Origin of the sequence: Actinoplanes flavus (assembly GCF_017592555.1) — a bacterium.
GTDB classification, from domain to species: domain Bacteria; phylum Actinomycetota; class Actinomycetes; order Mycobacteriales; family Micromonosporaceae; genus Actinoplanes; species Actinoplanes flavus.
On record NZ_JAGFNS010000043.1, the window covers coordinates 1 to 25,969 of the forward strand.

Annotated in this window: 22 protein-coding genes and 1 riboswitch; of the genes, 14 read left to right on the forward strand and 8 right to left on the reverse strand. The window is 72.1% G+C overall.

All coding sequences use genetic code 11. The annotated features are described in order from the left end of the window. Positions 1-1,139 precede the first annotated feature (1,139 nt). The 4 genes from J5X75_RS39760 (at position 1,140) to J5X75_RS39775 (ending at position 5,505) form a co-directional block, all read left to right on the forward strand. Positions 1,140-2,642 (forward strand): PP2C family protein-serine/threonine phosphatase, encoded by a 1,503-nt coding sequence (locus tag J5X75_RS39760; RefSeq protein WP_307798569.1) that lies wholly within the window; start codon positions 1,140-1,142, stop codon positions 2,640-2,642. A 13-nt stretch (positions 2,643-2,655) separates the two neighbouring features. After that, positions 2,656-2,931 carry a sulfurtransferase TusA family protein gene (locus J5X75_RS39765; RefSeq protein ID WP_208472892.1) on the forward strand — a complete coding sequence of 92 codons (276 nt, stop codon included), beginning with the start codon at positions 2,656-2,658 and terminating at the stop codon, positions 2,929-2,931. A gap of 28 nt (positions 2,932-2,959) precedes the next feature. Continuing rightward, positions 2,960-4,219, forward strand: a complete 1,260-nt coding sequence (locus J5X75_RS39770; protein WP_208472893.1) for an erythromycin esterase family protein — start codon at positions 2,960-2,962, stop codon at positions 4,217-4,219. Between the two features lie 188 nt (positions 4,220-4,407). After that, positions 4,408-5,505 carry an alpha/beta fold hydrolase gene (locus tag J5X75_RS39775; RefSeq protein ID WP_208472894.1) on the forward strand — a complete coding sequence of 366 codons (1,098 nt, stop codon included), beginning with the start codon at positions 4,408-4,410 and terminating at the stop codon, positions 5,503-5,505. Positions 5,506-5,529: 24 nt separating this feature from the next. Here the strand turns inward: J5X75_RS39775 and J5X75_RS39780 are convergent, their stop codons facing one another. Both J5X75_RS39780 and J5X75_RS39785 read right to left on the reverse strand, forming a co-directional pair. Beyond that, positions 5,530-6,315, reverse strand: a complete 786-nt coding sequence (locus J5X75_RS39780; protein WP_208472895.1) for a class I SAM-dependent methyltransferase — start codon at positions 6,313-6,315, stop codon at positions 5,530-5,532. A gap of 5 nt (positions 6,316-6,320) precedes the next feature. Next, entirely contained in the window at positions 6,321-7,379 is a 1,059-nt protein-coding gene (locus J5X75_RS39785) for a spore photoproduct lyase family protein (RefSeq protein WP_208472896.1), read from the reverse strand. 150 nt (positions 7,380-7,529) lie between these two features. Between J5X75_RS39785 and J5X75_RS39790 the strand changes: the two genes are divergently transcribed. After that, positions 7,530-7,946 carry a hypothetical protein gene (locus J5X75_RS39790; RefSeq protein ID WP_208472897.1) on the forward strand — a complete coding sequence of 139 codons (417 nt, stop codon included), beginning with the start codon at positions 7,530-7,532 and terminating at the stop codon, positions 7,944-7,946. 141 nt (positions 7,947-8,087) lie between these two features. Then, positions 8,088-10,196, forward strand: coding sequence for a glycogen debranching protein GlgX (glgX, locus tag J5X75_RS39795; RefSeq protein WP_208472898.1), 2,109 nt, complete (start codon positions 8,088-8,090; stop codon positions 10,194-10,196). A gap of 4 nt (positions 10,197-10,200) precedes the next feature. Here glgX and J5X75_RS39800 read toward each other — a convergent pair whose 3' ends face one another. Continuing rightward, positions 10,201-10,557 carry a MerR family transcriptional regulator gene (locus tag J5X75_RS39800; RefSeq protein ID WP_208472899.1) on the reverse strand — a complete coding sequence of 119 codons (357 nt, stop codon included), beginning with the start codon at positions 10,555-10,557 and terminating at the stop codon, positions 10,201-10,203. 77 nt (positions 10,558-10,634) lie between these two features. On the opposite strand from J5X75_RS39800, the gene J5X75_RS39805 reads away from it, so the two are divergent. From J5X75_RS39805 to dacB, 4 genes are all read left to right on the forward strand, one after another. Continuing rightward, complete coding sequence (locus J5X75_RS39805) at positions 10,635-11,705, forward strand: glycoside hydrolase family 32 protein (protein WP_208472900.1); 1,071 nt, start codon at positions 10,635-10,637, stop codon at positions 11,703-11,705. A 44-nt stretch (positions 11,706-11,749) separates the two neighbouring features. Next, positions 11,750-12,145 carry a ChaB family protein gene (locus J5X75_RS39810; protein WP_208472901.1) on the forward strand — a complete coding sequence of 132 codons (396 nt, stop codon included), beginning with the start codon at positions 11,750-11,752 and terminating at the stop codon, positions 12,143-12,145. Further along, positions 12,138-12,554 carry a DUF1810 domain-containing protein gene (locus J5X75_RS39815; protein WP_208472902.1) on the forward strand — a complete coding sequence of 139 codons (417 nt, stop codon included), beginning with the start codon at positions 12,138-12,140 and terminating at the stop codon, positions 12,552-12,554. Before J5X75_RS39810 ends, J5X75_RS39815 begins: the two co-directional genes overlap by 8 nt. A gap of 78 nt (positions 12,555-12,632) precedes the next feature. Continuing rightward, positions 12,633-14,123: a D-alanyl-D-alanine carboxypeptidase/D-alanyl-D-alanine endopeptidase gene (dacB, locus tag J5X75_RS39820; protein ID WP_208472903.1), complete on the forward strand. Its 1,491-nt coding sequence runs from the start codon at positions 12,633-12,635 to the stop codon at positions 14,121-14,123. Here the strand turns inward: dacB and J5X75_RS46285 are convergent. Both J5X75_RS46285 and J5X75_RS39830 read right to left on the reverse strand, forming a co-directional pair. Continuing rightward, positions 14,060-14,698 (reverse strand): GNAT family N-acetyltransferase, encoded by a 639-nt coding sequence (locus J5X75_RS46285; RefSeq protein ID WP_208472904.1) that lies wholly within the window; start codon positions 14,696-14,698, stop codon positions 14,060-14,062. The genes dacB and J5X75_RS46285 overlap by 64 nt on opposite strands. A 28-nt stretch (positions 14,699-14,726) precedes the next feature. After that, positions 14,727-14,841: riboswitch (SAM riboswitch) on the forward strand. Between the two features lie 93 nt (positions 14,842-14,934). Next, positions 14,935-15,570, reverse strand: coding sequence for an HNH endonuclease family protein (locus tag J5X75_RS39830; protein ID WP_208472905.1), 636 nt, complete (start codon positions 15,568-15,570; stop codon positions 14,935-14,937). A gap of 211 nt (positions 15,571-15,781) precedes the next feature. Here J5X75_RS39830 and J5X75_RS39835 point away from each other — a divergent pair, with 211 nt between their 5' ends. The 3 genes from J5X75_RS39835 (at position 15,782) to J5X75_RS39845 (ending at position 20,557) form a co-directional block, all read left to right on the forward strand. Next, entirely contained in the window at positions 15,782-16,687 is a 906-nt protein-coding gene (locus tag J5X75_RS39835) for a 5'-3' exonuclease (protein WP_208472906.1), read from the forward strand. Positions 16,688-16,792: 105 nt separating this feature from the next. Then, positions 16,793-19,804, forward strand: coding sequence for an EAL domain-containing protein (locus J5X75_RS39840; RefSeq protein WP_238490802.1), 3,012 nt, complete (start codon positions 16,793-16,795; stop codon positions 19,802-19,804). 81 nt (positions 19,805-19,885) lie between these two features. Then, positions 19,886-20,557, forward strand: coding sequence for a GNAT family N-acetyltransferase (locus tag J5X75_RS39845; protein WP_208472908.1), 672 nt, complete (start codon positions 19,886-19,888; stop codon positions 20,555-20,557). A 12-nt stretch (positions 20,558-20,569) separates the two neighbouring features. Here the strand turns inward: J5X75_RS39845 and J5X75_RS39850 are convergent, their stop codons facing one another. Then, positions 20,570-21,751, reverse strand: a complete 1,182-nt coding sequence (locus J5X75_RS39850) for an acyl-CoA dehydrogenase family protein (RefSeq protein ID WP_208472909.1) — start codon at positions 21,749-21,751, stop codon at positions 20,570-20,572. An 84-nt stretch (positions 21,752-21,835) separates the two neighbouring features. Between J5X75_RS39850 and J5X75_RS39855 the strand changes: the two genes are divergently transcribed. After that, the gene (locus J5X75_RS39855; protein WP_208472910.1) at positions 21,836-22,606 is read left to right on the forward strand and encodes a GGDEF domain-containing protein; all 771 of its coding nucleotides are present in this window, start codon (positions 21,836-21,838) and stop codon (positions 22,604-22,606) included. Between the two features lie 267 nt (positions 22,607-22,873). On the opposite strand, the gene J5X75_RS39860 is transcribed toward J5X75_RS39855, so the two are convergent. Then, positions 22,874-25,201 carry an FtsX-like permease family protein gene (locus tag J5X75_RS39860; RefSeq protein ID WP_307798570.1) on the reverse strand — a complete coding sequence of 776 codons (2,328 nt, stop codon included), beginning with the start codon at positions 25,199-25,201 and terminating at the stop codon, positions 22,874-22,876. Next, on the reverse strand, positions 25,198-25,887 hold the full coding sequence (locus tag J5X75_RS39865) for an ABC transporter ATP-binding protein (RefSeq protein ID WP_208472911.1): 690 nt from the start codon (positions 25,885-25,887) through the stop codon (positions 25,198-25,200). The genes J5X75_RS39860 and J5X75_RS39865 overlap by 4 nt, the downstream gene beginning before the upstream one ends. Between the last annotated feature and the right edge of the window lie 82 nt (positions 25,888-25,969).

The window sequence follows — 25,969 nt, forward strand, 5'->3', positions numbered from 1 at the left end:
AACACCATCCGCCGCCACTCCCGGCTCGGACAGCAGTCACCGATCACCTACGAGCGGATCCACGCAACATCAACTACGATCGCCCAAGCCGCATAAACCCCGTGTCCAAGTTCCGGGGGTAAGGCCCGCCGGCTTCGTTCGCTGGTGCTCGCGGGCGGAAGGCTTGAGGGGATTGGCTTCGGCTCGGCTGCGTCCAGCATTGCGCCCGCGCCATTGGGTTCGGTGGAACCTCAGAGGGCTGTGGGGATGGTCGGCCGGGGTCGGATGTGGTGACTGGGTGGAACCGTGGGTCGCGATGATGCGCCGGGGTCCGGTGTGGTGACTGGGCCGGGGCGTGGGTGGGGATGGTTGGCCCGGTGTCGAGACTTGGCGGATTGAGGGGCTTGGGGCAGTGATGGCCTTCTGCGTCGGCCGCTCGGGTCTGATGTCGCCGGGCCAGCGGAGGTGAGAGTGCTTGATGGGCCCGAGGCGTGCGAATGCGTGAGGAGACGGGGCGGAGTCGAGAGGCTGTGAGGGATAGGGGGCGCAAGTCGGTGGCGGAACGGTCGGGTGCTGGGGCCGGTGGCGCTGGAAAGAGGACGGTGGTGATGGCTGACGGCCGGTCGGGTGCGGCTGAGGGGTGGTGAAAGGTGGAATGGCCGGTCGGGTGCGGCTGAGGGGTGGTGAAAGGCGGAATGGCCGGTCTGGTGGGGCCGATGGGTGGTGAGGGAGCGGAGTCGCCGGATTGGTGCGGCTGAGGGGATGGTCAAGGAGGAGCCACCGGATTGGTGGGGCTGAGGGGGTGGTGGCGGAGCAGAGTCGCCGGATTGGGGCGGGCGGCCGGCGGGTGCGGGGGCGAAACTGTCGGTGATGTGTCTCTTGGTGATGAGTTGCGCACTGTGGACACGGCAGTCGCCGGGATAGGTGGGCCGTGCGGGTGCTGGAGTGGGGCGCTTTGTGCGTACCGGGGAAGGGTTTGAGCGGGTGGGACCGCGAAGCGGATGGATGAGCCGAACGTCGGACGCTCGTCCGGGTGACGTGTGCGACGGAGCGCCTGCCGGGGCTACCCGCCCGGATGATCGGGGGATGCCGTGGTGCCGTGCGCTGGCGTAAGCAGGAAACCCAGAGCGGGCGGGGAGGTCGCTGTGGGAGCGCGGGTGGTGAGCGATGTGCGGGTCCGGGTCGATGAGAGTGGGGCGCCGTGGCTGGCGACCGTGCGCGGGGTCCTCGATTCGCTGCCGGGGATGGCGGCCTATCTGCTCGCCGAGATCGACGGGCACGGGCGGCTCATCGACCTGGTGTGGGCGGCGGCCAGCCCGGAGGCGGTGACTCCGGACGGGCGGCTCGGGTCGCAGCTGATCGGCGTGCCGGTGACCCGGATCGCGCCGGACGTGAGGGCCGAGGAGCGGTGGAAGGTCTACCAGCGGGTGATGGAGACCGGGGAGCCGGCCGATCTCGACGCGGTGCGGATCGGGGACAGCGAGTTCACCGTGCGGGCCCGGCGGCTCGGGCCGGGGCTGCTGGTCAGCTGGGAGCGGCTGGACCGGCTGCACCGGTTCGGCGGCATGGAGCAGCTCGGCAATCTCGGCTGGGGGGAGTGGGATCTGGCCAGCGGGGAGATCTACTGGTCGCCGCAGCTGTACCGGATCTACGAGCGGGATCCGGCGCTCGGTCCGCTCGGCCGGGACGAGGCGGACGGGATCGTGGTGGAGGACGACCGTCCGCTCCAGGCGGCCGCCCGGTCGGCGTTCGAGCGGTCCGAGCGGGTGGACGTGACCACCCGGGTGCGGATCGGTGGGCGGATCAAGCATCTGCGGACGGTCGTCGACGCGGTCCGCGACGGCGGCGGGCAGCCGTTGCGGATCTGCGGGATCGTCCAGGACGTCACCGGGCAGCAGGCCAACGTGGAACGGCTGGCCGAGGTGGAGCGCACCCTCGCGGCCGAGCACGAGCTGGCCGCCCGTCTCCAGCGGATCATTCTGCCGATCCCGGCCGAGCCGATCGACCTGCCGGGGCTGCGGGTAGCGGTGCGCTATCTGCCGGCCGGGCACGAGACGCTGGTCGGCGGGGACTGGTACCACGCGGCGGCGCTGCGTGACGGGTCGGTGCTGCTCGCCGTCGGCGACGTCGCCGGGCACGGCACGCACGCGGCCACCACGATGGCCCAGCTGCGGCACGCGCTGCGCGCTCTCGCCGTGGTCACCAGCGATCCCGGTACGCTGCTCGAGCACCTGAACCGGCTGACGTGCGAGCTGGAGGCGGAGTCGCCGGAGCTGTCGGCGACCGCCGTGGTGGCCCGGTTCGATCCGGTGCGCGGTGAGCTGGTGTGGGCGCAGGCCGGGCACCCGCCGCCGCTGCTGAGCCGGGGCGGGCACACGGCCCCGCTGTCCCGGCCGCCCGGCCCGATGCTGGGTGTGGTCGACGACGCCCGGTACAGCGACGCCGTCCTCAGTTTCCACACCGGTGACGTGCTGCTGCTCTACACCGACGGGCTGGTCGAGCACCGGCGCAGCAGCCTGGACGTGGGCCTGGACGCGGTGATCACCTCGGTCGACGACGCGGTGCGGACCGCCCCCGAGCAGCCGCTGGCCGAACTGCTGGCCCGGTTGCGCCGCGCCAACCCGGACGACGACACCTGCATCCTGGCGGCCCGGCCCCGTTAGGCATGATCGGGGTATGAGCCCGGTCGTTCTGGACGGTGGAGACCGCCGTTGTGTGCTGCTGCTGATCGAGCTGCGGAAACTGACGACCACGCTGGCCGGCGGGGCGGTCGTCCACCTGATCGCCACCGATCCGGCCGCGCCCATCGACCTGCCCGCCTGGTGTCACCTGACCGGCCACGAGTACCTGGGACCGGTCGACGGGCACGACCGTCCGGCGTACGGGGTCCGGGTGTCCGCCGCCGCGACCGCGACCCGGGCCGACCGGCCGTGGCATAGATCGGACGTATAGGGCGGTTCGTGCCGGGTATCCGGCCGTAATGATCCGGTACGGGGACGAGGTGGCCTCGATCGCCCGGCCGTTGCGCGATCCGGGGGACCTGGCGATCCTCCTGGATCGCGCGGCCGCCGCGCGGGTCGTGATGATCGGCGAGGCCACCCATGGGACGCACGAGTTCTACGAGTGGCGGGCCGAGCTCACGAAACGGCTGATCGCCGAGTGCGGGTACTCCTTCGTCGCGGTGGAGGGGGACTGGCCGGACTGCGAGCGGGTTAACGCCGCGGTCCGCGACGACCGGGCCGACCCGCGGGACGCGCTGGTCCGCTACGACCGCTGGCCCACCTGGATGTGGGCGAACGAGGAGACCGTCGACTTCACCCGCTGGCTGCACGCCCGCAACATGCGGCGGGCCCCGGACGACCGGGTCGGCTTCCACGGGCTGGACGTCTACTCGCTGTGGGAGTCGATGCGCGAGATCCTCACCTGGTTGCGCGAGCACGACCCGGATCTGGTGCCGGCCGCGCTGGACGCGTACCGGTGCTTCGAGCCGTACAACGAGGATCCCAACGCGTACGGCTGGGCCACCCAGTTGGTGCCGGCCGCCTGCGAGGACCGGGTGGTGACGATGCTGGCGGCGGTCCGCGACCGGGACTTCGGGTTGTGGCAGAACGCCGAGGTGGTGGCCGGGGCGGAGAGCTACTACCGGGCCATGGTCCGCGGCGGCCCGGAGGCGTGGAACGTCCGCGACCGGCACATGGACCAGACTCTGGACCGGCTGCTGCGCCGGTACGGGCCCACGTCGAAGGCGGTGGTGTGGGCGCACAACACGCACGTCGGCGACGCCCGCGCCACCGATCAGTCCCAGTACGGCGAGGTCACCATCGGTCAGCTGGCGCGGGAACGGTACGGCGACGCCCAGGTGCTGCTGGTCGGTTTCGGCACCTACCGCGGAACGGTGGTGGCCGGACCGGGCTGGGGCCAGCCGATGGAGGTCATGGGTGTGCCCGAGGCGCGGCCGGGTTCGCTGGAGGAAGTCTTACACGCGGCCGCTCCGCCGTGCGGGCTGTTCGTCTTCCCCGCCGAGGGCCCGCGACCGGATCTGCTCACCACGGTGTTGCCGCACCGGGCGATCGGCGTGGTCTACCGGGCGGAGCGGGAGCGCTGGGCCAATTACGTGCCGACCGTGCTGGGTGAACGTTACGACGCGTTTCTGTGGTTCGGGGAGACGCGGGCGCTGCGGCCGCTGCACACTCTGCGGGTGGACGCGCACGAGCCGGAGACGTACCCCAGTGGTGTCTGATTAAGACCATGAAACGCCGGTTAAATGGATCTTTCGAATATCGGTGGCACATCATTCAGTTGACGTGTGCGGATACCTGAAAGGGCACGGACATGTGCCCGTGAATGCTGATCCACGGTGGGGGAACGCGGTTTTAGGCTGTGGCCTTCATCGATCATCCATTTCGGATACAGCAGGAACGGGGTGCCATGAAGAAGATCTCCCGACTCGTCCTCGCCGCGTTGATCGCCGCGTGCGGGGTGGTCGTCGCGACCGCCGGACCGGCGTACGCGACAGTGCCGGGATACGTGCTCAGCTCGTCCACCGCGAGTCTGCCGCCGAGTCTGTCCGCTCTCGCCACCGGTAAGCGGATCCAGTACGTCACCACCACCATCAACGGTGGGGTCGTCCCCGCGACCGGTCTGGTCCTCACCCCGCGCACCAACAAGAAGAACCGGGTCGTGGCGTGGGGGCACGGCACCACCGGGCTCGCCGACACCTGCGCGCCGTCCACCAACCAGGCGGTGTTCTGGGAGGAGGCCCGGATCGCCGTCGCCGAACTGCTCGAACGCGGCTGGACGGTGGCCGCGCCGGACTATCCCGGGCTCGGGACGGTGCAGCAGCACCCCTACCTGATCGGAGCCAGCGCCGGCCGGTCGATGATCGACAACGTACGGGCGGCCCGCAACCTCGACGCGGCGCTCTCCACCCAGTACGTCGTCGACGGCCACTCGCAGGGCGGCTCCGGTGCCCTGTTCGCCAGTCAGCTCGCCCCGTCCTACGACGGCAACCTGGTCCTCAAGGGCGCCGTCGCGATCGCCCCGCTCTCCAACGCGCAGGAGATCATCCCGTACATTGCCGGCACTCCGGTCCAGGGTTACCTGGTGATGGCCCTGTTCGGCGTGGCCGCCGTCGATCCGAGCTTCAAGCCCGCCAACGTCCTCGCCGCCCCCGCCGAGGCCCAGCTCGGCGTCCTCCAGACCGGCTGCCTGTACGAGATCCTGGCCACCTACGAGAACTTCACCGCCGCACAGCTGGTCGAGGGCGGCACCGTGCCGGCCGCGGTGATCACCAAGATGGCCTCCTACGAGAACCCGCTCCAGACCGCGCCGAGCTCGCCGATCCTGCTCGTGCACGGCACCGACGACGAGGCCGTCCCCTACTTCCTCTCCGAGATGCTGGCCGGACAGATCCAGGCGTACGGCGTCTCGCTCACCTTCGAGACGATCGAGGGCGCCACCCACGACACCGCCGTGATCGAGTCCGCCGACCTGGTGGCGGACTGGATCGCCGCCCGGTTCGCCTGATCGACAACGGACGCGCCCGGCGGCTCAGCCCGCCGGGCGCACCGCCCCGACCAGGCGCACCCCGGTGCTCATCACCGGCGGCTCGGGCAGCACCGGCGCGAGCGCGGCCAGCAGCCCGGGACGGCGCCCGGTGGGGACCCGGCGCAGCACGGTCCGGCCCGCGTGCGAGTCCACCCAGGCGAGGAAGTGCTCCAGGTCGCGGAATTCACTGCGTACCGTCAGCTCGTCGATCGTGACGTCGGCGAAGCCGGCGGCGCCGACCGCGGACCGCAGGGTGTCCTCGTTGTCGAACATCGCCGGGAGTTTCGGCTGCTGAGGTGGCTCGTCGGTGTGCGTGCCGATCACCCGCATCGCCTCCTGGTAGCCGGCGTCGAAGGCCGCGAAACAGCTGAACGCGAGCCGGCCGCCGGGCCGCAGCAGCCGAAGGTACGACCGCAGCGCGGCCTCCGGATCCGGCAGGAAGAACAACACCAGGCCGAGCGCCACCACGTCGAACGAGCCGTCCGGGAAGTCCGGCGCCTGCCCGTCGCCGACCGTCACGGTGACCTGCGGCAACCCGGCGGCCGCGGCCCGGGTCAGCGCCACCATGGCCGGCGCCATGTCGATTCCGGTCACCGAACCGGTCGGGCCGACCGCCGCGGCCGCCGGGAACAGCACCGCGCCGCGCCCGCAGCCCACGTCCAGAACGCGCTCACCGGCGCGGATCCCGGCGGCGGCGACCAGCGCCGACCCCATCGGCCCGACGAACTCCACCCCCACGCTGTCGTACTCCGCGGCGGCCGCATCGAAGACGTCATATGGTTTCGTCATAGGACTCAGAATGCATAACGAACCCGCAGATACGGCGCACGCGCGCCGATCAGATCGACGAGCGCCGTCACGTAGGAGCCCTTCGCGCCGGTGCGGTAACGGACGTTCAGATCACCGTTCTGCGAGCGTTTCACCTGCTGGAGGTCGGGGCGCCAGATCAGTTCCTCGGCGCGTGGATGCCAGCCGAGGTTGATCTCGTGCAGTCCGCGATTATGGGTCAGGAAAATGATCTCCGCCGCCAGCTGGCTCTTCGTCGCCGCGTTCGTTCCGGCGGTGAGCTGATCCAGCAGTTCGGCCCAATCCTCGAGCCAGCCGTCGCGGACCACCACCGGGCTCAGATTGACGTGCACCTCGTACCCGGCCGCCACGAAATCGTCGATCGCCGCGATCCGTTCCCCGATCCCGCTGGTGCGGATGTCGAGCACCCGGGAATCGGCCGCCGGCATCAGCGAGAACCGGATCCGCGTCCGGCCTCGCGGATCCCATGCGAGCAGGTCCCGGTTGACGTGCTTGGTGGCGAAACTGGCCTTCGCGTTCGGGATCTCCCGGAACAGCGAGACCAGATCCCGGACGTTGTCGCTGATCCGCGCGTCCACCGAGCAGTCCGAATTCTCACCGATGTCATAAACCCAGGACTCCGGGTCGCATTCGTTCGGCTGCGGCTTGCCGCCCTGCCGGGCCGCGTGCCTTCGGAGGTACGCGGAAATGCGCTCGATGTTGGCGAAAACGGTGATCGGATTGCTGTAGCCCTTGTGTCGCGGGACATAGCAGTAGGCGCACGCCATGGCGCAGCCGTTCGCCGTCGACGGGGCGATGAAGTCGGCGGAGCGGCCGTTCGGGCGGGCGGTGAGTGTCTTCTTCACGCCCAGGACCAGCGCCTCCCGTTTGATCCGCACCCAGCGCCGGACGTTCGCCTCGTCGCCGTGCACCTCCGGGATCCGCTGGTGGCTCTCCACCTCGACGATCGTCGCCGCCGGGAAGCGGGCCAGGATCTCGCGGCCTCGGGGCAGCTCGGCGGCGGCCGGTTCGAGGTAGATGCGCTGGATGTCCAACAGGTCACTCACACCCCCATTGTCCGTCAGGCCGGGTGAATCGATTCGCTCTGGCGCGTGCACTACCGCCACGAACGGGCGGCCAGGGATGTCCGGTCCCGCCGGAATGCCGTTGACTCGGCGCCGTCACCGCAGTCCAGCGACACCCGGATCGGAACCCGCGTGCCCTCTCTCCTGACCATCGGGCTGGCCGTCTCGCTCGTCACCGTGGCCCTGCTCCTGCTCACCCGCCGCCTCCGGAGGGCCGCACCCGCCGCGCCACCGCCGGACCCGGCTCCCTCCGCCTGGCGCCCTCCGGCCGCCGAGCCGGCCCGGCCCGGGTCGCGGGCCCCGGTCGCCGAACCGGCCCGCCCCGAGTCGCGGGTTCCGGTCGCCGGGCCGGAACCGAGCCGGTCACGGGCTTCGGTCGGCGGGCCGGAGGAGGGCCGGGAGCCGGTTCCCGCGGCGGGCGCCGGGCTCGTGGCCGTGGTGGACCCGGGACCGTTCGGGTCACGGGGGTGGATCGTGTCGGACACCGAACGGGCGGCGCTGGCCTGGGAGCCGCTCGCCGTGGTGAGGTCCGATCCCGGCCGACCGTGACGGCTGGTGGCCGCCGATCCGGCGGGACCGTGACGGTGCGGTCGGCGGGGCACCCTGTCGGTTGTGCCCCTCACCGGAAACTCGTCCCCGGGGACATTGCTCACAGTTTCCTGGAAGGGCGGTGTTGGGCAAGGTTGGCGCATGCATATCTGGCCGGGCAATCCGTACCCGCTGGGAGCCACCTACGACGGCGGCGGAACGAATTTCGCGCTCTTCTCCGAGGCGGCCACCCGGGTCGAACTGTGCCTGTTCGACGACGACGGCCGGGAGACCCGGGTCGACCTGCCGGAACGGGAGGCGCTGGTCTGGCACGGATACCTGCCGCGGGTGGTGCCGGGGCAGCGGTACGGCTACCGGGTGCACGGACCCTACGATCCGTCCCGGGGGCTGCGGTGCAATCCCGGCAAACTGCTTCTGGATCCGTACGCCAAGGCGATCGACGGGGATTATCGCTGGGATCGGGCGCTTTTCTCGTACGATTTCGGTGATATCCATTCTTATAATGATCTGGATTCGGCGCCCTTCGCCCCGCGCTCCGTGGTGATCAACCCGTATTTCGACTGGGGCAACGACCGGCCGCTCAAGATCCCGATGTGGGAGACGGTGATCTACGAGGCGCACGTCAAGGGCATGACGATCCGGCATCCGAACATCCCGGACGACGTGCGCGGCACCTACTCCGGCCTGGCGCACCCGGTAATGATCAAGTATTTGAAGAGCCTCGGCGTCACCGCCGTCGAGCTCATGCCGGTGCACCAGTTCGTCCACGACAGCGGGCTGATCGAGCGGGGCCTGACCAACTACTGGGGCTACAACACCATCGGCTTCTTCGCGCCGCACAACGGCTACTCGTCGTTCGCCGGCGGGGGCGGGCAGGTGCAGGAGTTCAAGGCCATGGTCAAGGCGCTGCACCAGGCCGGCATCGAGGTGATCCTGGACGTCGTCTACAACCACACGGCCGAGGGCAACCATCTGGGACCCACGCTGTCCTTCCGGGGCATCGACAACCCCGCCTACTACCGGCTCGTCGACCGGGACCGGCAGTACTACTACGACACCACCGGCACCGGGAACAGCCTCAACGTCCGGCATCACGAGTCGCTGCGGCTGATCATGGACAGCCTGCGCTACTGGGTGACCGAGATGCACGTCGACGGCTTCCGGTTCGACCTGGCCGCCGCCCTGGCCCGGGAGTTCCACGAGGTGGACCGGCTGGCCGCGTTCTTCGACCTGGTCAACCAGGATCCGGTGGTGTCGCAGGTGAAGCTGATCGCCGAACCGTGGGACGTCGGCGACGGCGGCTACCAGGTCGGCGGCTTCCCGCCCAACTGGACCGAGTGGAACGGCAAGTACCGCGACTCGGTCCGCGACTTCTGGCGGGGCGAGCCGTCCAGCCTCGGCGAGTTCGCGTCCCGGTTCACCGGCAGCGCCGACCTCTACCAGGACGACGGCCGCCGCCCGATCGCCTCGATCAACTTCGTCACCGCGCACGACGGGTTCACCCTGCACGACCTGGTGTCGTACAACGAGAAGCACAACGACGCCAACGGCGAGGGCAACCGGGACGGCGAGAGCCACAACCGGTCCTGGAACTGCGGCGTCGAGGGCGAGACCGAGGACGCCGGCATCATCGTGCTGCGCGAACGGCAGAAACGGAACTTCCTGGCCACCCTGCTCCTCAGCCAGGGCGTCCCGATGATCGCGCACGGCGACGAGCTGGGCCGCACCCAGCGCGGCAACAACAACGTCTACTGCCAGGACAACGAGATCTCCTGGGTGGACTGGGTGGAGGCGCGCAACGAGGACGTGCTCACCGGGTTCGCCCGGCGGCTGCTCAAACTGCGCGCCGACCATCCGATCTTCCGGCGCCGGCGGTTCTTCACCGGCGACCCGGCCGGCGACTCGAAACTGCCCGACATCGCCTGGCTGCGCCGCGACGGCCAGGTCATGACCGAGTCGGACTGGAACACCCGCAGCGGCATGACCATGACCGTCTTCCTCAACGGGCACGGCATCCCGGAACGCGACGCGCTCGGCGAGGAGATCCGGGACGACTCGTTCCTGCTGCTGTTCAACCCGCTCGACGAGGACGTGGCGTTCACGCTGCCGGATCGCGACTACGGCCGGACGTGGGAGGTCGCGGCGAACACCGCCGACCCGCTGCTGGCCGCCAAGCGCAAGACCGCGCGGGCCGGCGGGCAGTTCACCGTGACCCGGCACAGCCTGGTCGTGCTGCGCTGCCGTTACTAGCGGGTCAGGCCCGGGACGTGTACCACGCGATCTTCTCCCGGACCCGGCGCTGTTCCCGGCGCAGCTGCTCGATCTTCGCGTCGATCTCCCGATCGTGCTCGCGCAACAGCGCCGTCCGCTGCTCGGCGCCCTCGTCACCGGTCTGCAACAGCTCGGCGAAGCGCCGCAGCCGGGAGATCGGCATGCCCGAGTCGCGCAGGCAGCGCAGCAGCCCGAGCCGGGACAGGTCGTCGTCGGAGAAGATCCGGCGGCCGCTGGAGTTGCGCTGGATGCCGTGCAGCAGCCCGATCTTCTCGTAGTAGCGGATCGTGTCGATGCTGACGCCGAGCCGCTCGGCGGTCTCCCCAGGTGTGTAAGGCACGCCTGAGATTAACCGCTTCACCGCATTGGCAGCCGCCCCCACTGGTGCCGGACATCGCCGCGATGCTAGGCAGAGGCATGGAACGCGTAGCGCGGCCCCGACTGCACTTCACCCCTCGCGCCGGCCAGGTCGGCGACCTCTTCGGCGTCCTCGCGGCCGACGGCCGCTACCAACTCTTCTACGAGCACCTCTCCGGCCAGGAGCCGGCCTGGGGCTACGCGGTCTCCGACGATCTCGTCCTGTGGACCGAGCAGGCGGTGGCCGCGCCGCCCGCCGGCCCCGGATCGGCCCGCTGCGGCGCGGTGGTGGCCGGCCCGGACGGGCCGGTGCTGTTCCACACCCGCGACAGCGGCGAGGTGGCCCGCGCGGTCGCGGTCCCCGGCTTCACCGGCTGGCGCCAGGATCCGGCCGGCCCGCTGATAGCCACGCCACCCTCCGGCGTCGGCGAGATGCGCGATCCGTACGTCTGGTGGGCCGGCAGCGGCTGGCGGATGCTGCTCGGCGCCACGATCCACGGTGGGGCCGCCGCCGTCCTCCAGTACCACTCCGCCGACCTGCTGCACTGGGCCTACGACGGCGTGATCGTCTCCCGCGAGCAGGCCGGCTGGAGCTGCCCCCGGCTCTTCCCGCTGGACGACGCCTGGGTGCTGCTCGTCTCCAGCGGCGACGAGGTTGCCTACGCCGTCGGCGGCTACGACGGCCTGCACTTCACGCCGCGCGCCTGGGGTGACTTCGGCAGGGGCCGCCTCGGCCCCACGGCCACCTTCGTCGACGCGGCCGGGCGGCGCTGCGTGCTCGCCCGCCTCGGTGACGCCGGGGCCAGTCCCGGGTCGGTCTGGGCGGGCTCGCTCAGCCTTCCCTGGGTTCTCTCGGTACGCGACGACCGGCTGATCGCCACCCCGCACCCCAACCTCGACCCGTACCTGATCAGCGGCGCCACCGGGCTCACCGCGGCCGGCGGGGAGGTCCGCGACCACGGCGAGCTGATCCTCACCATGCCCGCCGGCGGGGAGACGGTGCTGTTCGCCGACGCCGACATCGTCGAGGTCACCGTCGAGGGTGTCAGCGGCCTCGGGGTGGCCCGGCGCACCGGCCCCACCACGCCCGGCGTCCGGTTCGGACGGTTCGGCACGGCCCCCCGCGAGTGACGGCCCGGCGTTTGCCGGGCCCCGCCACGGGCAACCACTGCGGTATGCCTGGACGCGACGAACTACCCGAAACCCTCAAGCGGTCCCCGAAGAAGGCGCAGGACACCTTCGTCAAGACCCATGACTCCGCCGTCGACCAGTACGGCGAGGGCGAGCGCGCCCACCGCACCGCCTTCTCCGCGGTCAAGCACTCCTTCGAGAAGGTCGGCGACCACTGGGAGCCGAAGGAGAAGAAGGGCCCGAGCGACGCCAAGGCCGCCGGCGGGCGCGACACGAAAGCCGAGACCGCCGGTGGCGTGGACGCCAACGCGAGCAAGGAACACCTGCTCGGGGTGGCCCGTAAGCTGGACATCTCCGGCCGGTCCAGGATGACCAAGGCGGAGCTGGTCGACGCGATCCAGAAGGCCAACACCAGGGAGACGCGACGCGCGCGTGGATGATCTGATCCGATTCGTACGGGCACAGGACGGCGTCTTCGAGCAGGCGCTCGCCGAGCTGAGGGCGGGCCGGAAACGCACCCACTGGATGTGGTTCGTCTTCCCTCAGCTGGCCGGCCTGGGCTCCAGCCCGACGGCGCGGACCTACGCCATCCGGGACCTCGGCGAAGCCCGTGACTATCTCGGCCATCCCCTCCTGGGCCCGCGGCTGCTCCAGTGCGCCGAGGCGATGCTGGAGCACCACGGGCGCACCGCCGAGGAGATCCTCGGCTACCCCGACGACCTGAAACTGCGCTCGTCGATGACGCTCTTCGCCCGCGCCGCCGACGACCCGGCCCCCTTCGAGCGGGTGCTCGACCGCTACTACGACGGGCCCGATCAGCGGACTGTCGCGCTTCTCGGCGCACCATAGGCGATTCCACCCTCGGGCGCGGTGGCGCCGTGTGACGATCGCGGCGGTCCCGTTCCCCGACGCCGAGGTGGCCCCTTCATGCGACGTGCCCACGTCCTGGTCGCGGCGGTCGTCGCCGTCCTGCTCGGCGTCCCCGCCCCGGTGGCCGCGTCCGGCGGTCCCGGCCGGACCCTCACCGGCGCTCTCGACCGGATCCTCGCCCGCCCCGAACTGGCCGGCGCCACCATCGCCGTCGACGTGCGTGACGCCGCCGGGGCCGTCGTCTACCAGCGGAACCCCGGTCTGCGGGTGCTGCCCGCCTCCAACCAGAAACTGCTCACCGCGGCCGCCGCGCTCGAGGTGCTCGGCCCCGGGCACCGGTTCCGCACCACGGTCCGGGCCTGTGGCGGCGACCTCCATCTGCGCGGGGAGGGCGACCCCACCCTGACGGTCGCGCGGTTCGACCGGCTGGCCGCGGCCGTCGCCCAGCGCCGGAAGCTTTTCAGCGGGCGGCTGGTCGTCGACGACACCTGGTTCGACCGGGTGCCACTCGGGCTGGACTGGTCGTGGGAGGACGAGTCGTTCGGCTACACCGCCGCGGTCTCGGCGCTCACCTTCGCGGCCAACGACCGGTTCGACACCGGCGCCGTCGAGATCCGCTACCGGGGCGCCGCCGGGCGGCGGCCGTCGGTCACGGTGTGGCCGCCGACCCGCAGCGTGCGGGTGGTCAACCGGGCGGTCACCGGGCGGGGCGACAGCGTGAGCGCGGTGCGGGCCCACGGCGGCCGGACGGTGACGGTCACCGGATCCGTCGCGCCCGGGCGCTCCGGGACCACGCTGGTGTCGGTGCCGGATCCGGCCGTCACCGCGGCCGGGGTGTTCCGGGCGGCGCTGCGGCGGCACGGGGTGACGGTCGCCGGGCGTACCGTCCGGGGGCCGTCACCGGGTACGGCCCGGGCCCTCGCCACCCGGGTGTCCGCCCCGCTGCGCGAGATCCTGCGCCCGTTCCTGAAGTTCTCCCACAACGGCATCGCCGAGATCCTGGTCAAGGCGATGGGCCGGGCCGCCACGCCCGCGCGACCGGGGAGCTGGCCGACCGGGCTGGCCGCGGCGACCGCCGCCCTCGGCCGGCTCGGCGTCGACACCCGCCTGCTCACCATGGGTGACGGGTCCGGCCTGAGCCGCCGCAACTGGGTCACCGCCCGGCAGCTGACCACGCTGCTCACGGCGGCCCGGCGGCGCCCCTGGTTCCCGGCCTTCCGGGCGGCCCTGCCGGTGGCCGGCGCAGCGGACCCCCTGGTCGGCGGCACCCTGAGCCACCGCATGCGGGGCACCGCCGCGGCCGGCCACGTCCGCGCCAAGACCGGCACGCTGACCGGCGTGAACGCCCTCTCCGGCTACGTGACCACCCGCGACGGCCGCCTCCTGACCTTCGCCGCTCTGATCAACGGCGCCCTGGCCGGCGCGGGCCCCACCCTCGACCGGGTGGCCGTGGCCCTCGCCGAGAGCACCGGCCCGCCGGGCGGTCAGTCCTCCGGGAGGAAGGCGGCGGCGATGGGGGCCACCGTCTCCCAACCGAGGGTCCGGTAGAGGTGCTGCCCGGCGTCGGTGGCGACCAGGACACCGGTGGTCATGCCCAGGCGCACGGCGTGCTCGCCCAGCGTGGTCATCAGGACCGTGCCGAGGCCGCGGCGCCGGTGACCGGGTTCGGTCTCCACGCGGTCGGGGACGCCGAAGGATCCGGCCCGGCCCAGGTGGGCGGCCGCCGCCCGGTTGCCACCCGAGTCCCGGGCCACGGCGGTGAGCAGCGTGTCCTCCGTCGTCACGGTGATCTGGTAGCCGGCAGGGGCCGGTTCGGCGCGGGGGCGGAAGCCGGCGGTCATCAGGAAGCCGTCCTCGGCCATGGCCCAGCGCGACGGCAGCGCGGCCCGCAGGGCGGCCCGGTCGCCGACCACCTTCACCCAGGCGCCGGGGCGGTCGGCCTGCCGGTCCAGGGTGGTGAGGCGGCCGGTGTCCCAGGTGTGCAGGACGTGCCGGAGCCGGTGGCCGGGCAGGCCCACCTCGGCGCGCCACCCGCCGGGAACGCCGACCGGGGCCGGCACGCCCCGCGACGCGGCCCAGCCGCGCCCCCAGGCCATCACCAGATCGGAAACCGTGTTGAGCACCCGGCAAGTATTCCCTAGGGTCGGGACAGGTCATGAGCGCCAGCGCGAAGCCCCGGCTCGCTGGCCGGCAACCCCCTGCTCGCGGGCGGGGTGCCCCGGGTGAGGACCTGGTCCGGCGCATACGTGCCGGTCAAGCCGTGATGCCGAGGAGTGGCCGCGGTGCCGCGCCTACCTGCGGCATCGTCTCGCCGAAACCGGCCGGCCGGGGAGCCGGCCGGAGTCGCGCGGACGAGACGTCAGGAGCAGGTGTTGAGCATGGTCTGGAGCGCGGTCTTCTCGGACGACTGGAGTTTCAGCGCCCAGTGGTACTTCACCGCGATCCACATCCTGGCGTAGGTGCAGCGGTAGGAGCTGACCGACGGCTGCCACGTCGACGGGTCCTGGTCGCCCTTCGACTGGTTGACGTTGTCGGTGACGGCGATCAGCTGCGGGCGGGTCAGGTCGTTGGCGAAGCTCTGCCGCTTGCTGGTGGTCCAGGCGCTGGCGCCGGAACGCCACGCCTCGGCCAGCGGGACCACGTGGTCGATGTCGAGGTCGGAGGCGGCGGTCCAGGTGGCCCCGTCGTACGGGGAGTACCACGTTCCGGAGGTGGCGGCGCACGCCGAGCTGGTGACGACGTTGGTGCCGTCCCGCTTCAGCACCGTCTCCCGGGTGTTGCAGGTGCCGGAGATGGTGATCCAGTGCGGGAACAGGTCGCGGTCGTAGGTGCTCGCGTTCGCCTCGGCGGCCACGGTCAGGGCGTTCAGGTAGGTCTGTGCGGTCGCCTTGGACGGGATGCCGGTCGGCGCGGCCTGGGCGGGGGAGGCCAGCAGACCGAGAGTGATCAGGCCGGCGGTGAGGCCGGCGATGAGGGGACGGGGGGATGGGCGCATGTATCGGCTCCTTGGTGTCGTCCGATTCGGACACCGCATAACTACGGGAGCCAAACGTCACCGGATGATGACAAGCGTGAATTTCTGATGACCGAACAAAAAAGATCAAAACTGTGCCGGAAACATCCCGTCACCAGACGGCGGGCGCGCTCCGCCCGTACCGGAAACGGGGTTGATCTGCCGGGGTCGGCCGAGCCGCTAGGGTGGGCGCGTGAGACCTCTGCTGGCCGTCGACGCCCCGAGCCTCTACTTCCGCGCGTTCCACGGCATTCCGGAGAAAGCCGCCCGGACCGCGGCCGGTGAGCCGGTGAACGCGATCCGCGGCTTCCTCGACATGCTCGCCCAGCTGATCCGCACCCGCCGCCCGGACCGGCTGGTGTGCGCGCTGGACGCCGACTGGCGCCCGGCCTGGCGGGTGGAGCTGGTGCCGTCGTACAAGAAGCACCGGGTCGCCCACGGTGACGTCGAGGAGGTGCCGGCGTCGCTGGAGCGGCAGGTCCCGGTGCTGCTGGAGACCCTCGAGGCGATCGGCATCCCGGCGTTCGGCGTGAAGGGGTACGAAGCCGACGACGTGCTCGGCACGCTGGCGCACGGGCAGCCCGCGCCGGTCGAGGTGGTCTCCGGCGACCGTGACCTGTTCCAGCTGGTCGACGACGCCCGCGGCACCCGGCTGCTCTACTGCGGCCGCGGCGTGGCCAAGCTGGAGGACGCCGACGAGGCGCTGGTCCAGGCGAAGTACGGGGTCGAGGCGCGGTGGTACGCGGACTTCGCCGCCATGCGTGGCGACCCCAGCGACGGGCTGCCGGGCGTGCCCGGCGTCGGCGAGAAGACCGCGGCGCGCCTGATCGAGCGGTACGGCGGGGTCGAGCGGATCCTGGCCGCCCTCGACGACCCGGACGCCGGTTTCGCCCCCGGCGTGCGCACGAAGCTGCTGGCCTCCCGGGAATACCTGGGCCGCGCCCTGCCGGTCTGCAAGGTGGCCACCGACGTGCCGCTGCCCGTCTTCGACCCGGTGCTGCCGACCGCCCCGCGCCACCCGGACGCGCTGCTGGCGCTCGCCGAGCGGTGGAACCTGGCCGGATCGGCCCGGCGCCTGGTGGACGCGATGGCCGGCTGAGGCCGGTTGCCGGACGGTTGCGGCCGCTCCGGGCGGCTCATGTCGGCGTCCGCGCACCCGATACGGCGAGTCGGCCATCCCGCCGCCTCACGATCGGAGTACGCCTTGTCGACGCGAGCCGTTCGCGCGTGCTTCGGTGTCTGGATCCTGGCTCTCGCCGGTGTCTACTACGCCGTTCCTGACATCCGCCACTACACCTGGGCGGCCCTGGGCTGCTCCAGCGCCGCGATGGTGCTGCTCGGTGTCCGGGCGCACCGCCCGCAGCGGCGGCTGCCGTGGTACCTGATCAGTGTCACGCTGGTCCTCTTCGCCTTCGGCGACACCTGGTACTACGTGATGCTCGCGCTCGGCCGCGACCCCGGCTACCCGGGGCTGTCGGACTTCTTCTACCTGGTGGCCTATCTTCCGCTGACGGCCGGGCTGCTGCTCTTCGTACGCGCCCGCGGCGGCGGCGCCAACCGCGCGGCGCTGCTGGACGCGCTCGTGCCGACGGTCGGGCTGGGCCTGCTGGCCTGGGTGTACTGGATCGCGCCGTTCACCCGCGCCGACGACCTGTCGGTGCTGGCGAAGGTGGTGTCGATCGGCTACCCGCTCGGCGACGTGCTGGCGCTCGCGATGATCCTGCGGATGTTCACCGGCGCCGGCCGCCGGTCGGGCCCGGTCGCCGTCCTCGGTGCCGCCCTGGTGGGCCAGTTGGTCGCCGACGTGTTCTACGGCCAGTCGCAGCTGAACAGCGCGTGGGCGGAGGGCCCGATCGACCTCGGCTGGATCGTCTTCTACGCGGCGACGGCCTTCGTGGCGCTGTCGCCGGCGATGCGGTCGCTGTCGGTCAACTGCGAGCCGACCGTCCCGGAGATGAGCCGCCACCGGCTGCTCTGGCTGACCGCGGCCGCGCTCGTCGCGCCGGCCGTGCTGGCCGCCGAGTACGGGAGCCGGGAAGGCGTCGTCGACGCGCCGGTCATCGCGGCCGCCGCGGCGGTGATGTTCCTGCTGGTGCTGGGCCGGGTCGCGGACCTGGCCCGGGCCCAGCGGGCGGCCGGCCTCCGGGAGCGGGCGCTGCGCGAGGCCGCGGCGCTGTTCAACGCGGCCGCCTCCGAAGAGGGCCTGGTCGACGCGATCCGCGCCGCGGTGACCCGGCTGATGCCCGCGGGCCAGCCGTACCACCTCGAATTCCCGATGCCCGGACCGGGCGTCGCCGTGGCCAGGTTGAGCCTGGTGCCCGCCGCCGACCTGCCGGACGGGCTGGACGCGGGCGGCTTCGCGAACGCGCTCTACGCCGCCCGGTGCCTTCCCGGCGACCGGGTCGGGACCGTGGTGATCGGCGCGCCGGACCCGGTCCTGCACCTGATCCGCCCGGCGCTCGAGACGCTCGGCGTCCAGATCACCGTGGTGCTCCAGCGGATCGCGCTGACCGCCGAGGCGAGCCGCCGGGAGGGTGAGGCCCGGTTCCGCACCCTGATCCAGAGCGCCTCCGACGTCATCCTGATCCTGGACTCCGACGGCGTCGTCCGCTACGCCACCCCGTCCGCGGAGACCCTGCTCGGCGCCGACCCGACCGGCACCCCCATCGCCGGGCTGATCGCGTCGCCGGAGTCGCTGCGGGAGATCCTCGACCGGGTGGGCTCGGGCGACCTGGACGACATCGAACTGACCGCGGTGGGCGCCGGTGGTCGCGCCATCGAGATCGAGTGCGACCTGCGGGACCTGCGCGACGACCCGACCGTGGGCGGGCTCGTGGTGACGCTGCGGGACGTGACCGCGCGGCGCGGGCTGGAGAGCGACCTCACCCACCAGGCGTTCCACGACGCGCTGACCGGGCTGGCCAACCGGGTGCTGTTCAAGGACCGGCTGGAACAGGCGTTCTGCGTGGCCGAGCGGGACGGCGCCACCCTCGGCGTGCTCTTCGTCGACCTGGACGACTTCAAGGAGGTCAACGACACCCTCGGGCACGCGGTCGGCGACCAGCTGCTGCTCGCCGTGGCACGGCGGATCTCGGCGATCATCGGGGCCGGCAGCACGGCGGCCCGGATGGGTGGCGACGAGTTCGCCGTACTGGTCGAGCAGAGCGACACCGTGGACGCCGCGGAGACGGTGGCGGCGCGGCTGGTGGAGGCCCTGGAGGCGCCGATCGAGGTGTTCGACGCCGACGGCGGCACGCACGTGGTCAGCGGCGCGGCCAGCATCGGCGTGGCCACGAACCGGGAGGCCGGATCGGCCACCGAGCTGCTGCGCCACGCCGACCTGGCGCTCTACCTGGCCAAGGGCAGCGGCAAGAGCGGCTGGCGGCGTTACCAGAGCGACCTGCACACCGCCATGGTGCAGCGGCTGGAGATGCGTACCGCCCTGCACGAGGCGATCGAGCGGGAGCAGTTCGTCCTGCAGTACCAGCCCATCGTCGAGCTCGCCGACCAGCGGGTCACCGGCGTCGAGGCGCTGGTCCGGTGGCAGCACCCGTCCCGTGGCCTGCTCAGCCCGTTCTTCTTCGTGGAGGCGGCCGAGGAGAGCGGCGCGATCGTCGGGATCGGCTCGTGGGTCATCCGTGAGGCGCTGCGGCAGTTCGCGCGGTGGCGGGTGGGGAACCCGCAGACCACGCTGCGCTACGTGAGCGTCAACGTGTCGGCGCGGCAGTTCCGGACCGTGGACTTCGTCGACCAGATACGCCGGGCGCTGGACGAGAGCGGGGCCCGGCCGCAGTGGCTGCTCCTGGAGATCACCGAGAGCCTGGTGCTGCGGGACGCCGAGAAGGTGCTGGCGGATCTCAAGGCGTTGCGGGCCATGGGCGTACGGATCGCGATCGACGACTTCGGCACCGGCTACTCGTCGCTCAGCTACCTTCGGCAGATGCCGGTGGACGTGCTAAAGCTGGACAAATCGTTCATCGACGACATTCTGACGAGCCGGCAGCAGCACGCGCTAGTCGACGCCATCGTCACCCTGTCGCACAACCTCGACCTCGCGGTCGTCGCCGAAGGCATCGAGGAGGTCGGTCAGCGGGCCGCCCTGGACGCCATGGGCTGCCGGTACGGCCAGGGCTACCACTTCGCCAAGCCGCTCTGGCCGGCCGACATCCCGGCGCTCGCCGTGGCGCCGTCCGCGCGCCAGGAGGCAACCGTATGACGGAACCCGACAGATGAGCGTGCGGGTGGTTAGACGGATATCTACTGGCGCGAGCCGCCGGTAAGGGGCAGGGTCGGGGGTGTGCTGAACAACCCCGTGTGGGCCGCCCTCACCGGGCCGCAGGCGTGTTTCGCCGAGGCCGCGGGCAACGCCGCCCGATACCTGCCCGAGATCGCCCCGTTCGCCGCGCTGAGCGACCCAGCCGACCCGGCCGCCTGGCGTGATCTGGCGACGATCACCGACTACGCACTCCTCACCGGCCCGTCCCTCACCCCACGCGCGGGGTGGGAACAGGTCGAGGTGACCCCGGGAGTGCAGATGATCGGCCAGAGCATGTCCGGCGTCGAGGATCCGGAGGCCGTCCTGCTCACCGAGAAGGACGTCCCCGAGATGCTCGAGCTGGTCGCCCGCGCCGAACCCGGCCCGTTCCTCAAACGCACCGTCGACCTGGGCCGCTACCTCGGCATCCGGGACTCCGGCGGCCGCCTCGTCGCGATGGCCGGCGAGCGGTTCCGGATGCCCGGCTGGACCGAGGTGAGCGCGGTCTGCACCGACCCCGCGTACCGCGGCAAGGGCCTCGGCGCACGGCTCACCCTCGCCGTGGCGGCCGGCATCCTCGCCCGCGGCGAGCTGCCGTTCCTGCACGCGGTCCACGACAACGAGAACGCGATCCGGCTCTACGGCCGCCTCGGGTTCACACACAGCGCCGACGTGGTGTTCACCTCGTACCGGTACACCGGACCGGTCCTCTAGCCGGAAGCCGCCTCAGAGCTGGCCGTGATTCGGCGGAAGCCGGTCCGCCAGCTCGAAGGCCGCGATGTGCGCGTACTTCCAGTCCATCGGGTCGTGGACGCTGTGCGTGCGCGCGTTGCGCCAGTGCCGGTCCAGGTCGTACTTCGCCGCCGCCGAACTCGTCCCGCACAGGGTGAACAGCTCGGAGCCGGCCTCCAGCGCCACCTCGCTGCCGAACGCCTTCGCGGCCGCGACGGCGAGCGAGCCACGTGCCGCGGCCTCGGCGTCCGCGGGGACCAACCCCACCTCCTCGAGGGTACGGGCAGCCGAGTCCAGCAGCGCCTCCGCCGCTCGTACCCTGGTCGCCAGCCGTCCGTAACGGTGCCGCACGTGCGGGTCGTCGACGGCCGCCGCCGCACCCGCCCGCACCGCCTCGGTCGACGGCCGCGCCTTCTCCCGCAGGTAGGACCGGGCGTCGCGCAGAGCCGCGCCCGCGATGCCCACCTCGATGGCCGCGTGCACCAGCTGCGCCCGGGCCCCGATCTGCTGCGGAACCTCGTACGCGCCCGCGTAGTCGACACGCAGCCCGGCCTCCACCGGCACCCGCCGGAACGTGGCCGTCCCACTGATCGTCGCCCGCTGCCCCAGCATGTCCCAGTCGGTGTCGACCGACACCCCCTCGGCGGCCCGCGGCACCAGGGCCAGCACCAGCCGCCCCGACTCGTCGAGGGCGCTCACCGCGATCCACGCGCTGGTCAGCGCCCCGGTGGTGTAGTACTTCACCCCGTCCAGCAGGCCGTCGGTGATCCGGGTGCGCAGATCCTGGGCGTGCTGCCCGCCGCGCTCGGCGAACGCGTTCCCCAGCCGCCGGCCGGCCAGCACGTCACCGAAGGCGCGTTTGCGGGCCTCCGGTCCGGCGTGCACCGCGAGCACGTCCACCAGCAGGAAGTGGCTCTGCGGGACCTGGGCGATCGCCGGGTCGGCGGCCGCGACGATCCGCGCCACCTCGCCCAGGGTCCGCGGGCCCAGCCCCGGGCCGCCGTCGGCCACCGGGACGGTGATGCCGAGCAGCCCGGAGGCGTCCAGGGCGGCCAGGGCCTCGTGCGGCACGACCTCCGCGCCGTCGCGGTCGCGCTGGATCGCGCCGGGTTCCAGGACCGCGGCGAGCCGGTGAGCGGCGGTGATCGCCTCATCGTGTGTCTGGGGTACGACCATCAGCAGATCCTATGGGTCCGCCTCCTCAAGTCGGCTCGCGCGGGACCGATCACCACGGCGTCCAGCCGGGACGGAGGAGGGGTAATGCAGACGCGGAGTCGACGAGCGCGGCCATCGCTCAGTGGGGCCCGGATCCGGCCGCGCGACGCCGGCGAGACCGCGGGGCGGCCGTTGCGGCTGCTCACCGCGGGCGCGCTGCGGCTGTTCATCGCCGGGACGCTGATCCAGATGCTGATGCTGGCGCGGGCCTGGAACGATCACGCGTTCTTCCCGTGGGGTGGCCTCGCCCTCGCCGGGGCGGTGCTGAGCGGGTTCGTGCTGTACCGGCGGACGGCGAGCGGCGAGCGCTCGCTCACCGACGGCCTGACCGGGCTCGGCGACCGCGGCATGTTCCGGCAGACGCTGTACCGGGCCCACGGCCGGCGGACCGGCGTCCTGATGATCGACGTCAACGGCTTCCAGAAGATCAACGACACCCTCGGCCACGAGGCCGGCGACCGGGTGCTGGTCGCGTTCGCCGACGTGCTGCGCCGCTGCGTCCCGCGCCCGAATCCGCCGGTCCGCCTCGACGGCGACGAGTTCGCGGTGGTGCTGCCGGACGTGGCCCGGCCCGAGGACGCCTACGAGGTGGCCGGCCGGATCGCCGCGGCCCTGGGCACGATCGCCGTCGACGGCCGCCTGATCACCCTGGCGGCGAGCATCGGCGTGGCGGTCACCGAGCCCGGCGAACTCACCCACGACGAACTCGTGCACCGCGCCGGCCTGGCGATGCGCCGGGCGAAGTCGCTCGGCCCCGACACCCGCTGGGCGATCTGGCAGGAGTCGCTCGAGACCGAGCTGCCCACCGCCGCTTAAAGCCGCATCTCGTACGGGACGGGGCCGTCGCCAACCGCAACGGCCCCGTCCCGTCCGCTTCCCCGCGAGCTCACCCGGCGCCCAGCCCGTGCCGCGACCGTCGGGCGTGGTGAGGGCTCACAGCCCCGTCGAGCGCTCACCCCGTCGGGCGCGACCCGGCCCCTCGCGCGCGACCCGGCCCCTCGCGCGCGACCCGGCCCGTCGCGCGTGACCCGGCCCGTCGCGCGCGACCCGGCCCCTCGCGCGCGACCCGGCCCCTCGCGGGGTTCACTCGTTGTGCAGGACCCGGGCGATCGTGAGGCGGGCCGCCGAACGGGCCGGCAGCAGCGCGCCAACCACCGCGATCAGGACACCGCTGAGCACCAGAAGGGCCAGTTGCACCGGGTCCCACACCCGCAGGACCGAATCCGGCAGCGTCACCTTCGCGGCGCCCGCGGAGAGCGGCACCACCAGCCGGTGCGCGGCCACGCCGAACGGGATGCCGAGCAGGCCACCGGCCACGCCGAGCGCCGCCATCGAGGTGACCAGCATGGTGATCACCTGGCGTGGCGTCATCCCGATGGATTTCAGCATGCCCAGGTCACGGCGCCGGTCCAGCACGTTGAGCGCCACCGTGTTCAGCACGCCCAGCGCCGCCACCGTGGCCAGCAGCACCGCCAGCACACTGGAGAAGCCGGTCACGATCACCTGGAGTTCGCTGGTGCCGCCACGGCTCCACGGAGACAGCCCCGGATCGGCCGCGCGGATCGCCCGCATGTAGGCCTCCAGGTCGGTGCCCTCGGCGAGATCGACCTGGTAGAAGTAGTCGGACGGCTCCATGTCGTCGAACTCCCGCCACGGGGCGAACAGGCCGTCCCCGGGGCCGGGCAGGTTCTGCAGCGTCTCGCCGACGAGGGTCACGGTGGTCCGGACGCCCTGCAACTCCATGGTGATCGTGTCGCCGACCTCCAGCCCCCGCTTGTTGAGCAGCTCCGAGGTCGCCACCATCTCGTCCGGCGCGGCCGTCCAGCGGCCTTCGAGAAGCTGGTCCTCATACCCCATCGCGGCGACGTCACCCCGGATGAAGTTGACGTGGACCGGCTCGCTCTGGCCGAGGACCGACACCGGACGGCTCAGCGCGATCCCGATCCGCTCGGTGCCGGGAAGCCCGCGCAGCAGCGCCTCCACCTCCTTGTCGGTGCGGCTGCTGGTCACCCCGGTGGGCCCGTCCGGTGGCTCCGGGCGGATGCTGACGTCACCGCCGGCCGCCGCGTCGAGGGCCGAGTACCGGATCAGGGTGTCGGAGAGGCCGGTCGCGAACGTCACCGTGGTCACGCCGAGCAACAGCGACGCCATGGTCAGCGCGGTCCGGGCCGGACGGGCGAACAGGTGTCCCAGCCCGAGGCTGACCGAGCGTGGCAGACGCGTACCCCCGAGGGCTCTCTGCACGCGCAGACCGTGACCGCGCCGTGGAGCGCTGCCCGCGCTGATCGCCTCGGCGGCGGAGAGCCGGTGCGCACGCGAGGCGGGCACCAGCGCGGTCAGCAGGACCAGCATCGGTATGCCGACCAGTCCGGCCGCCCACACCCAGGCCGGGACGCCGGTGTCCTGCCCGAACCCCATCCCGCGGAAGGTGTCCTCCAGCAGCGGCCGCGCGCCGAGATCGCCGAGCGCGGTGCCGAGGATGGCGCCGACCGTCGCCGGGACCGTCACCATGGTCAGATAGACCGCGACCACCTGGCGTGGGGTGAAGCCGAGCGCCTTCAGCATCCCGATGTGCCGGAACCCGGAGATGACCGCTCCACTCACCACATTCGCCACGATGATCACCGCGATGATCAGGCCGAGCACGCCGAAGGTGCCCAGGAAGGGCAGGTACACCCCGGACCCCTCGGCGGCCTCCTCCTTGACGACCTGGTACGGCTGGGCCGCGATCAGCGCGCCTCCGGGAAGCCCCGTGGTCACCCCGGTGAGCCGCTGCTGAACCGCCTCCCTCGTGGACACGTCACCGGAGAACCGGTACAGCATCTGCGTCCCGGTGGGCCGCAGCGCCGTCATCTGCTCCGGCGTCACCCAGCCGTCCGCCGAGCCGCCGACGCTGAACGCCCAGCCGACCACGGTCAGCGTCGTCCCGTCCGCGGTGAGCGACGGGATCCGGCTGAACGGGCCCATCGCGAAATTCGTCTCGTCCTCGGGTGGCGCGTTCAGCACGACCTCGCCCGGCGCCGACGCCCACCGCCCCCGCCAGAGGTCGAGGCGGTCCACGTCGCCACCGGGGCCGGGCCGCCCGACCAGCGTCACCGGGCCGCGCAGGACCGGGCCGGACCCGCCGTCCGGCTCGAACATCACCTGCCCGAACGGGCCGGCGGCCGCCTCCACGCCGTCACGCGCGGCGGTGAGCTGCGCGCCGGTGACCTTGGCCGGGTCGAACGCGGCGACCGCATGGGCTCCGCGCTGCTGCGCCAGGGCCCGGTCGAACGGCGCCGACATCGCGTCCAGCAGGGCTAGCGACACGACCACGGTGGCCGTGCAGAAGAGCGCGACCAGGCCGATCACGAAGGTCTGGAGCCGGCGGCGGCGAATCGCGGCCTTCGCGGCCGCCCACACGGCGCTCACACCCGGTCCAGGGCGGACTCGCGGGCGATCCGGCCGTCGGCCAGCTCGACCAGCCGGCTGGCGCAGCGGTGCGCGAGCCGCTCGTCGTGGGTGACGATCAGCAGCGTCTGACCGATCTGGTTGAGGTCGATCAGCAGGTCCATCACCTGCTCACCGGCCCGGCTGTCGAGGGCGCCGGTGGGTTCGTCGGCGAGCAGCAGCGCCGGCCGGTTCATCAGCGCGCGGGCCACCGCCACCCGCTGCCGCTCGCCGCCGGACAGCGCCGCCGGGTAGACGTCGCGGCGGCCGGCGATCCCCAGCTCGTCGAAGAGCTCCAGCGCGCGGCGCCGGGCGGCGGCCGCCGAGGACCCGGTCAACTGGGCGGCCAGGGCCACGTTGTCCAGCGCCGACAGGTCGTCGAGCAGGTTGAAGAACTGGAAGATCATGCCGAGGTGGTGGCGGCGGAACAGCGCCAGCCCCGTCTCGTTCATCCGGTCCAGGCGCTCGCCGTGCACGGTCACCTCGCCCGCGGTCGGCCGGTCCAGGCCGGCGACCATGTTGAGCAGGGTGGACTTGCCACAGCCGGAGGGGCCCATCACGGCCACCGCCTCGCCGCGGCGGATCTCCAGCGAGACGCCGTCCAGGGCGGCCGTCTCGCCGAACTCCTTGCGCACTCCATCGAGCCGCACCACCGTCTCTGTCGTCATGCCGGGAACGCTACGGACGACCGAGAGTGGCGTCATCGGCTTCCGGATGCAACCACCCAGGGTCTGTCATACCGGGGATGTA

Bases quoted from the DNA above. Each gene is read 5' to 3' on its own strand.
- J5X75_RS39865 (WP_208472911.1), bottom strand. From the start codon at position 25,887: ATGACGACAGAGACGGTGGTGCGGCTCGATGGAGTGCGCAAGGAGTTC.
- J5X75_RS39830 (WP_208472905.1), bottom strand. From the start codon at position 15,570: ATGCGCCCATCCCCCCGTCCCCTCATCGCCGGCCTCACCGCCGGCCTG.
- glgX (WP_208472898.1), top strand. From the start codon at position 8,088: ATGCATATCTGGCCGGGCAATCCGTACCCGCTGGGAGCCACCTACGAC.
- J5X75_RS39855 (WP_208472910.1), top strand. From the start codon at position 21,836: ATGCAGACGCGGAGTCGACGAGCGCGGCCATCGCTCAGTGGGGCCCGG.
- J5X75_RS39775 (WP_208472894.1), top strand. From the start codon at position 4,408: ATGAAGAAGATCTCCCGACTCGTCCTCGCCGCGTTGATCGCCGCGTGC.
- J5X75_RS39765 (WP_208472892.1), top strand. From the start codon at position 2,656: ATGAGCCCGGTCGTTCTGGACGGTGGAGACCGCCGTTGTGTGCTGCTG.
- J5X75_RS39780 (WP_208472895.1), bottom strand. From the start codon at position 6,315: ATGACGAAACCATATGACGTCTTCGATGCGGCCGCCGCGGAGTACGAC.
- J5X75_RS39770 (WP_208472893.1), top strand. From the start codon at position 2,960: ATGATCCGGTACGGGGACGAGGTGGCCTCGATCGCCCGGCCGTTGCGC.
- J5X75_RS39850 (WP_208472909.1), bottom strand. From the start codon at position 21,751: ATGGTCGTACCCCAGACACACGATGAGGCGATCACCGCCGCTCACCGG.
- dacB (WP_208472903.1), top strand. From the start codon at position 12,633: ATGCGACGTGCCCACGTCCTGGTCGCGGCGGTCGTCGCCGTCCTGCTC.
- J5X75_RS39810 (WP_208472901.1), top strand. From the start codon at position 11,750: ATGCCTGGACGCGACGAACTACCCGAAACCCTCAAGCGGTCCCCGAAG.
- J5X75_RS39805 (WP_208472900.1), top strand. From the start codon at position 10,635: ATGGAACGCGTAGCGCGGCCCCGACTGCACTTCACCCCTCGCGCCGGC.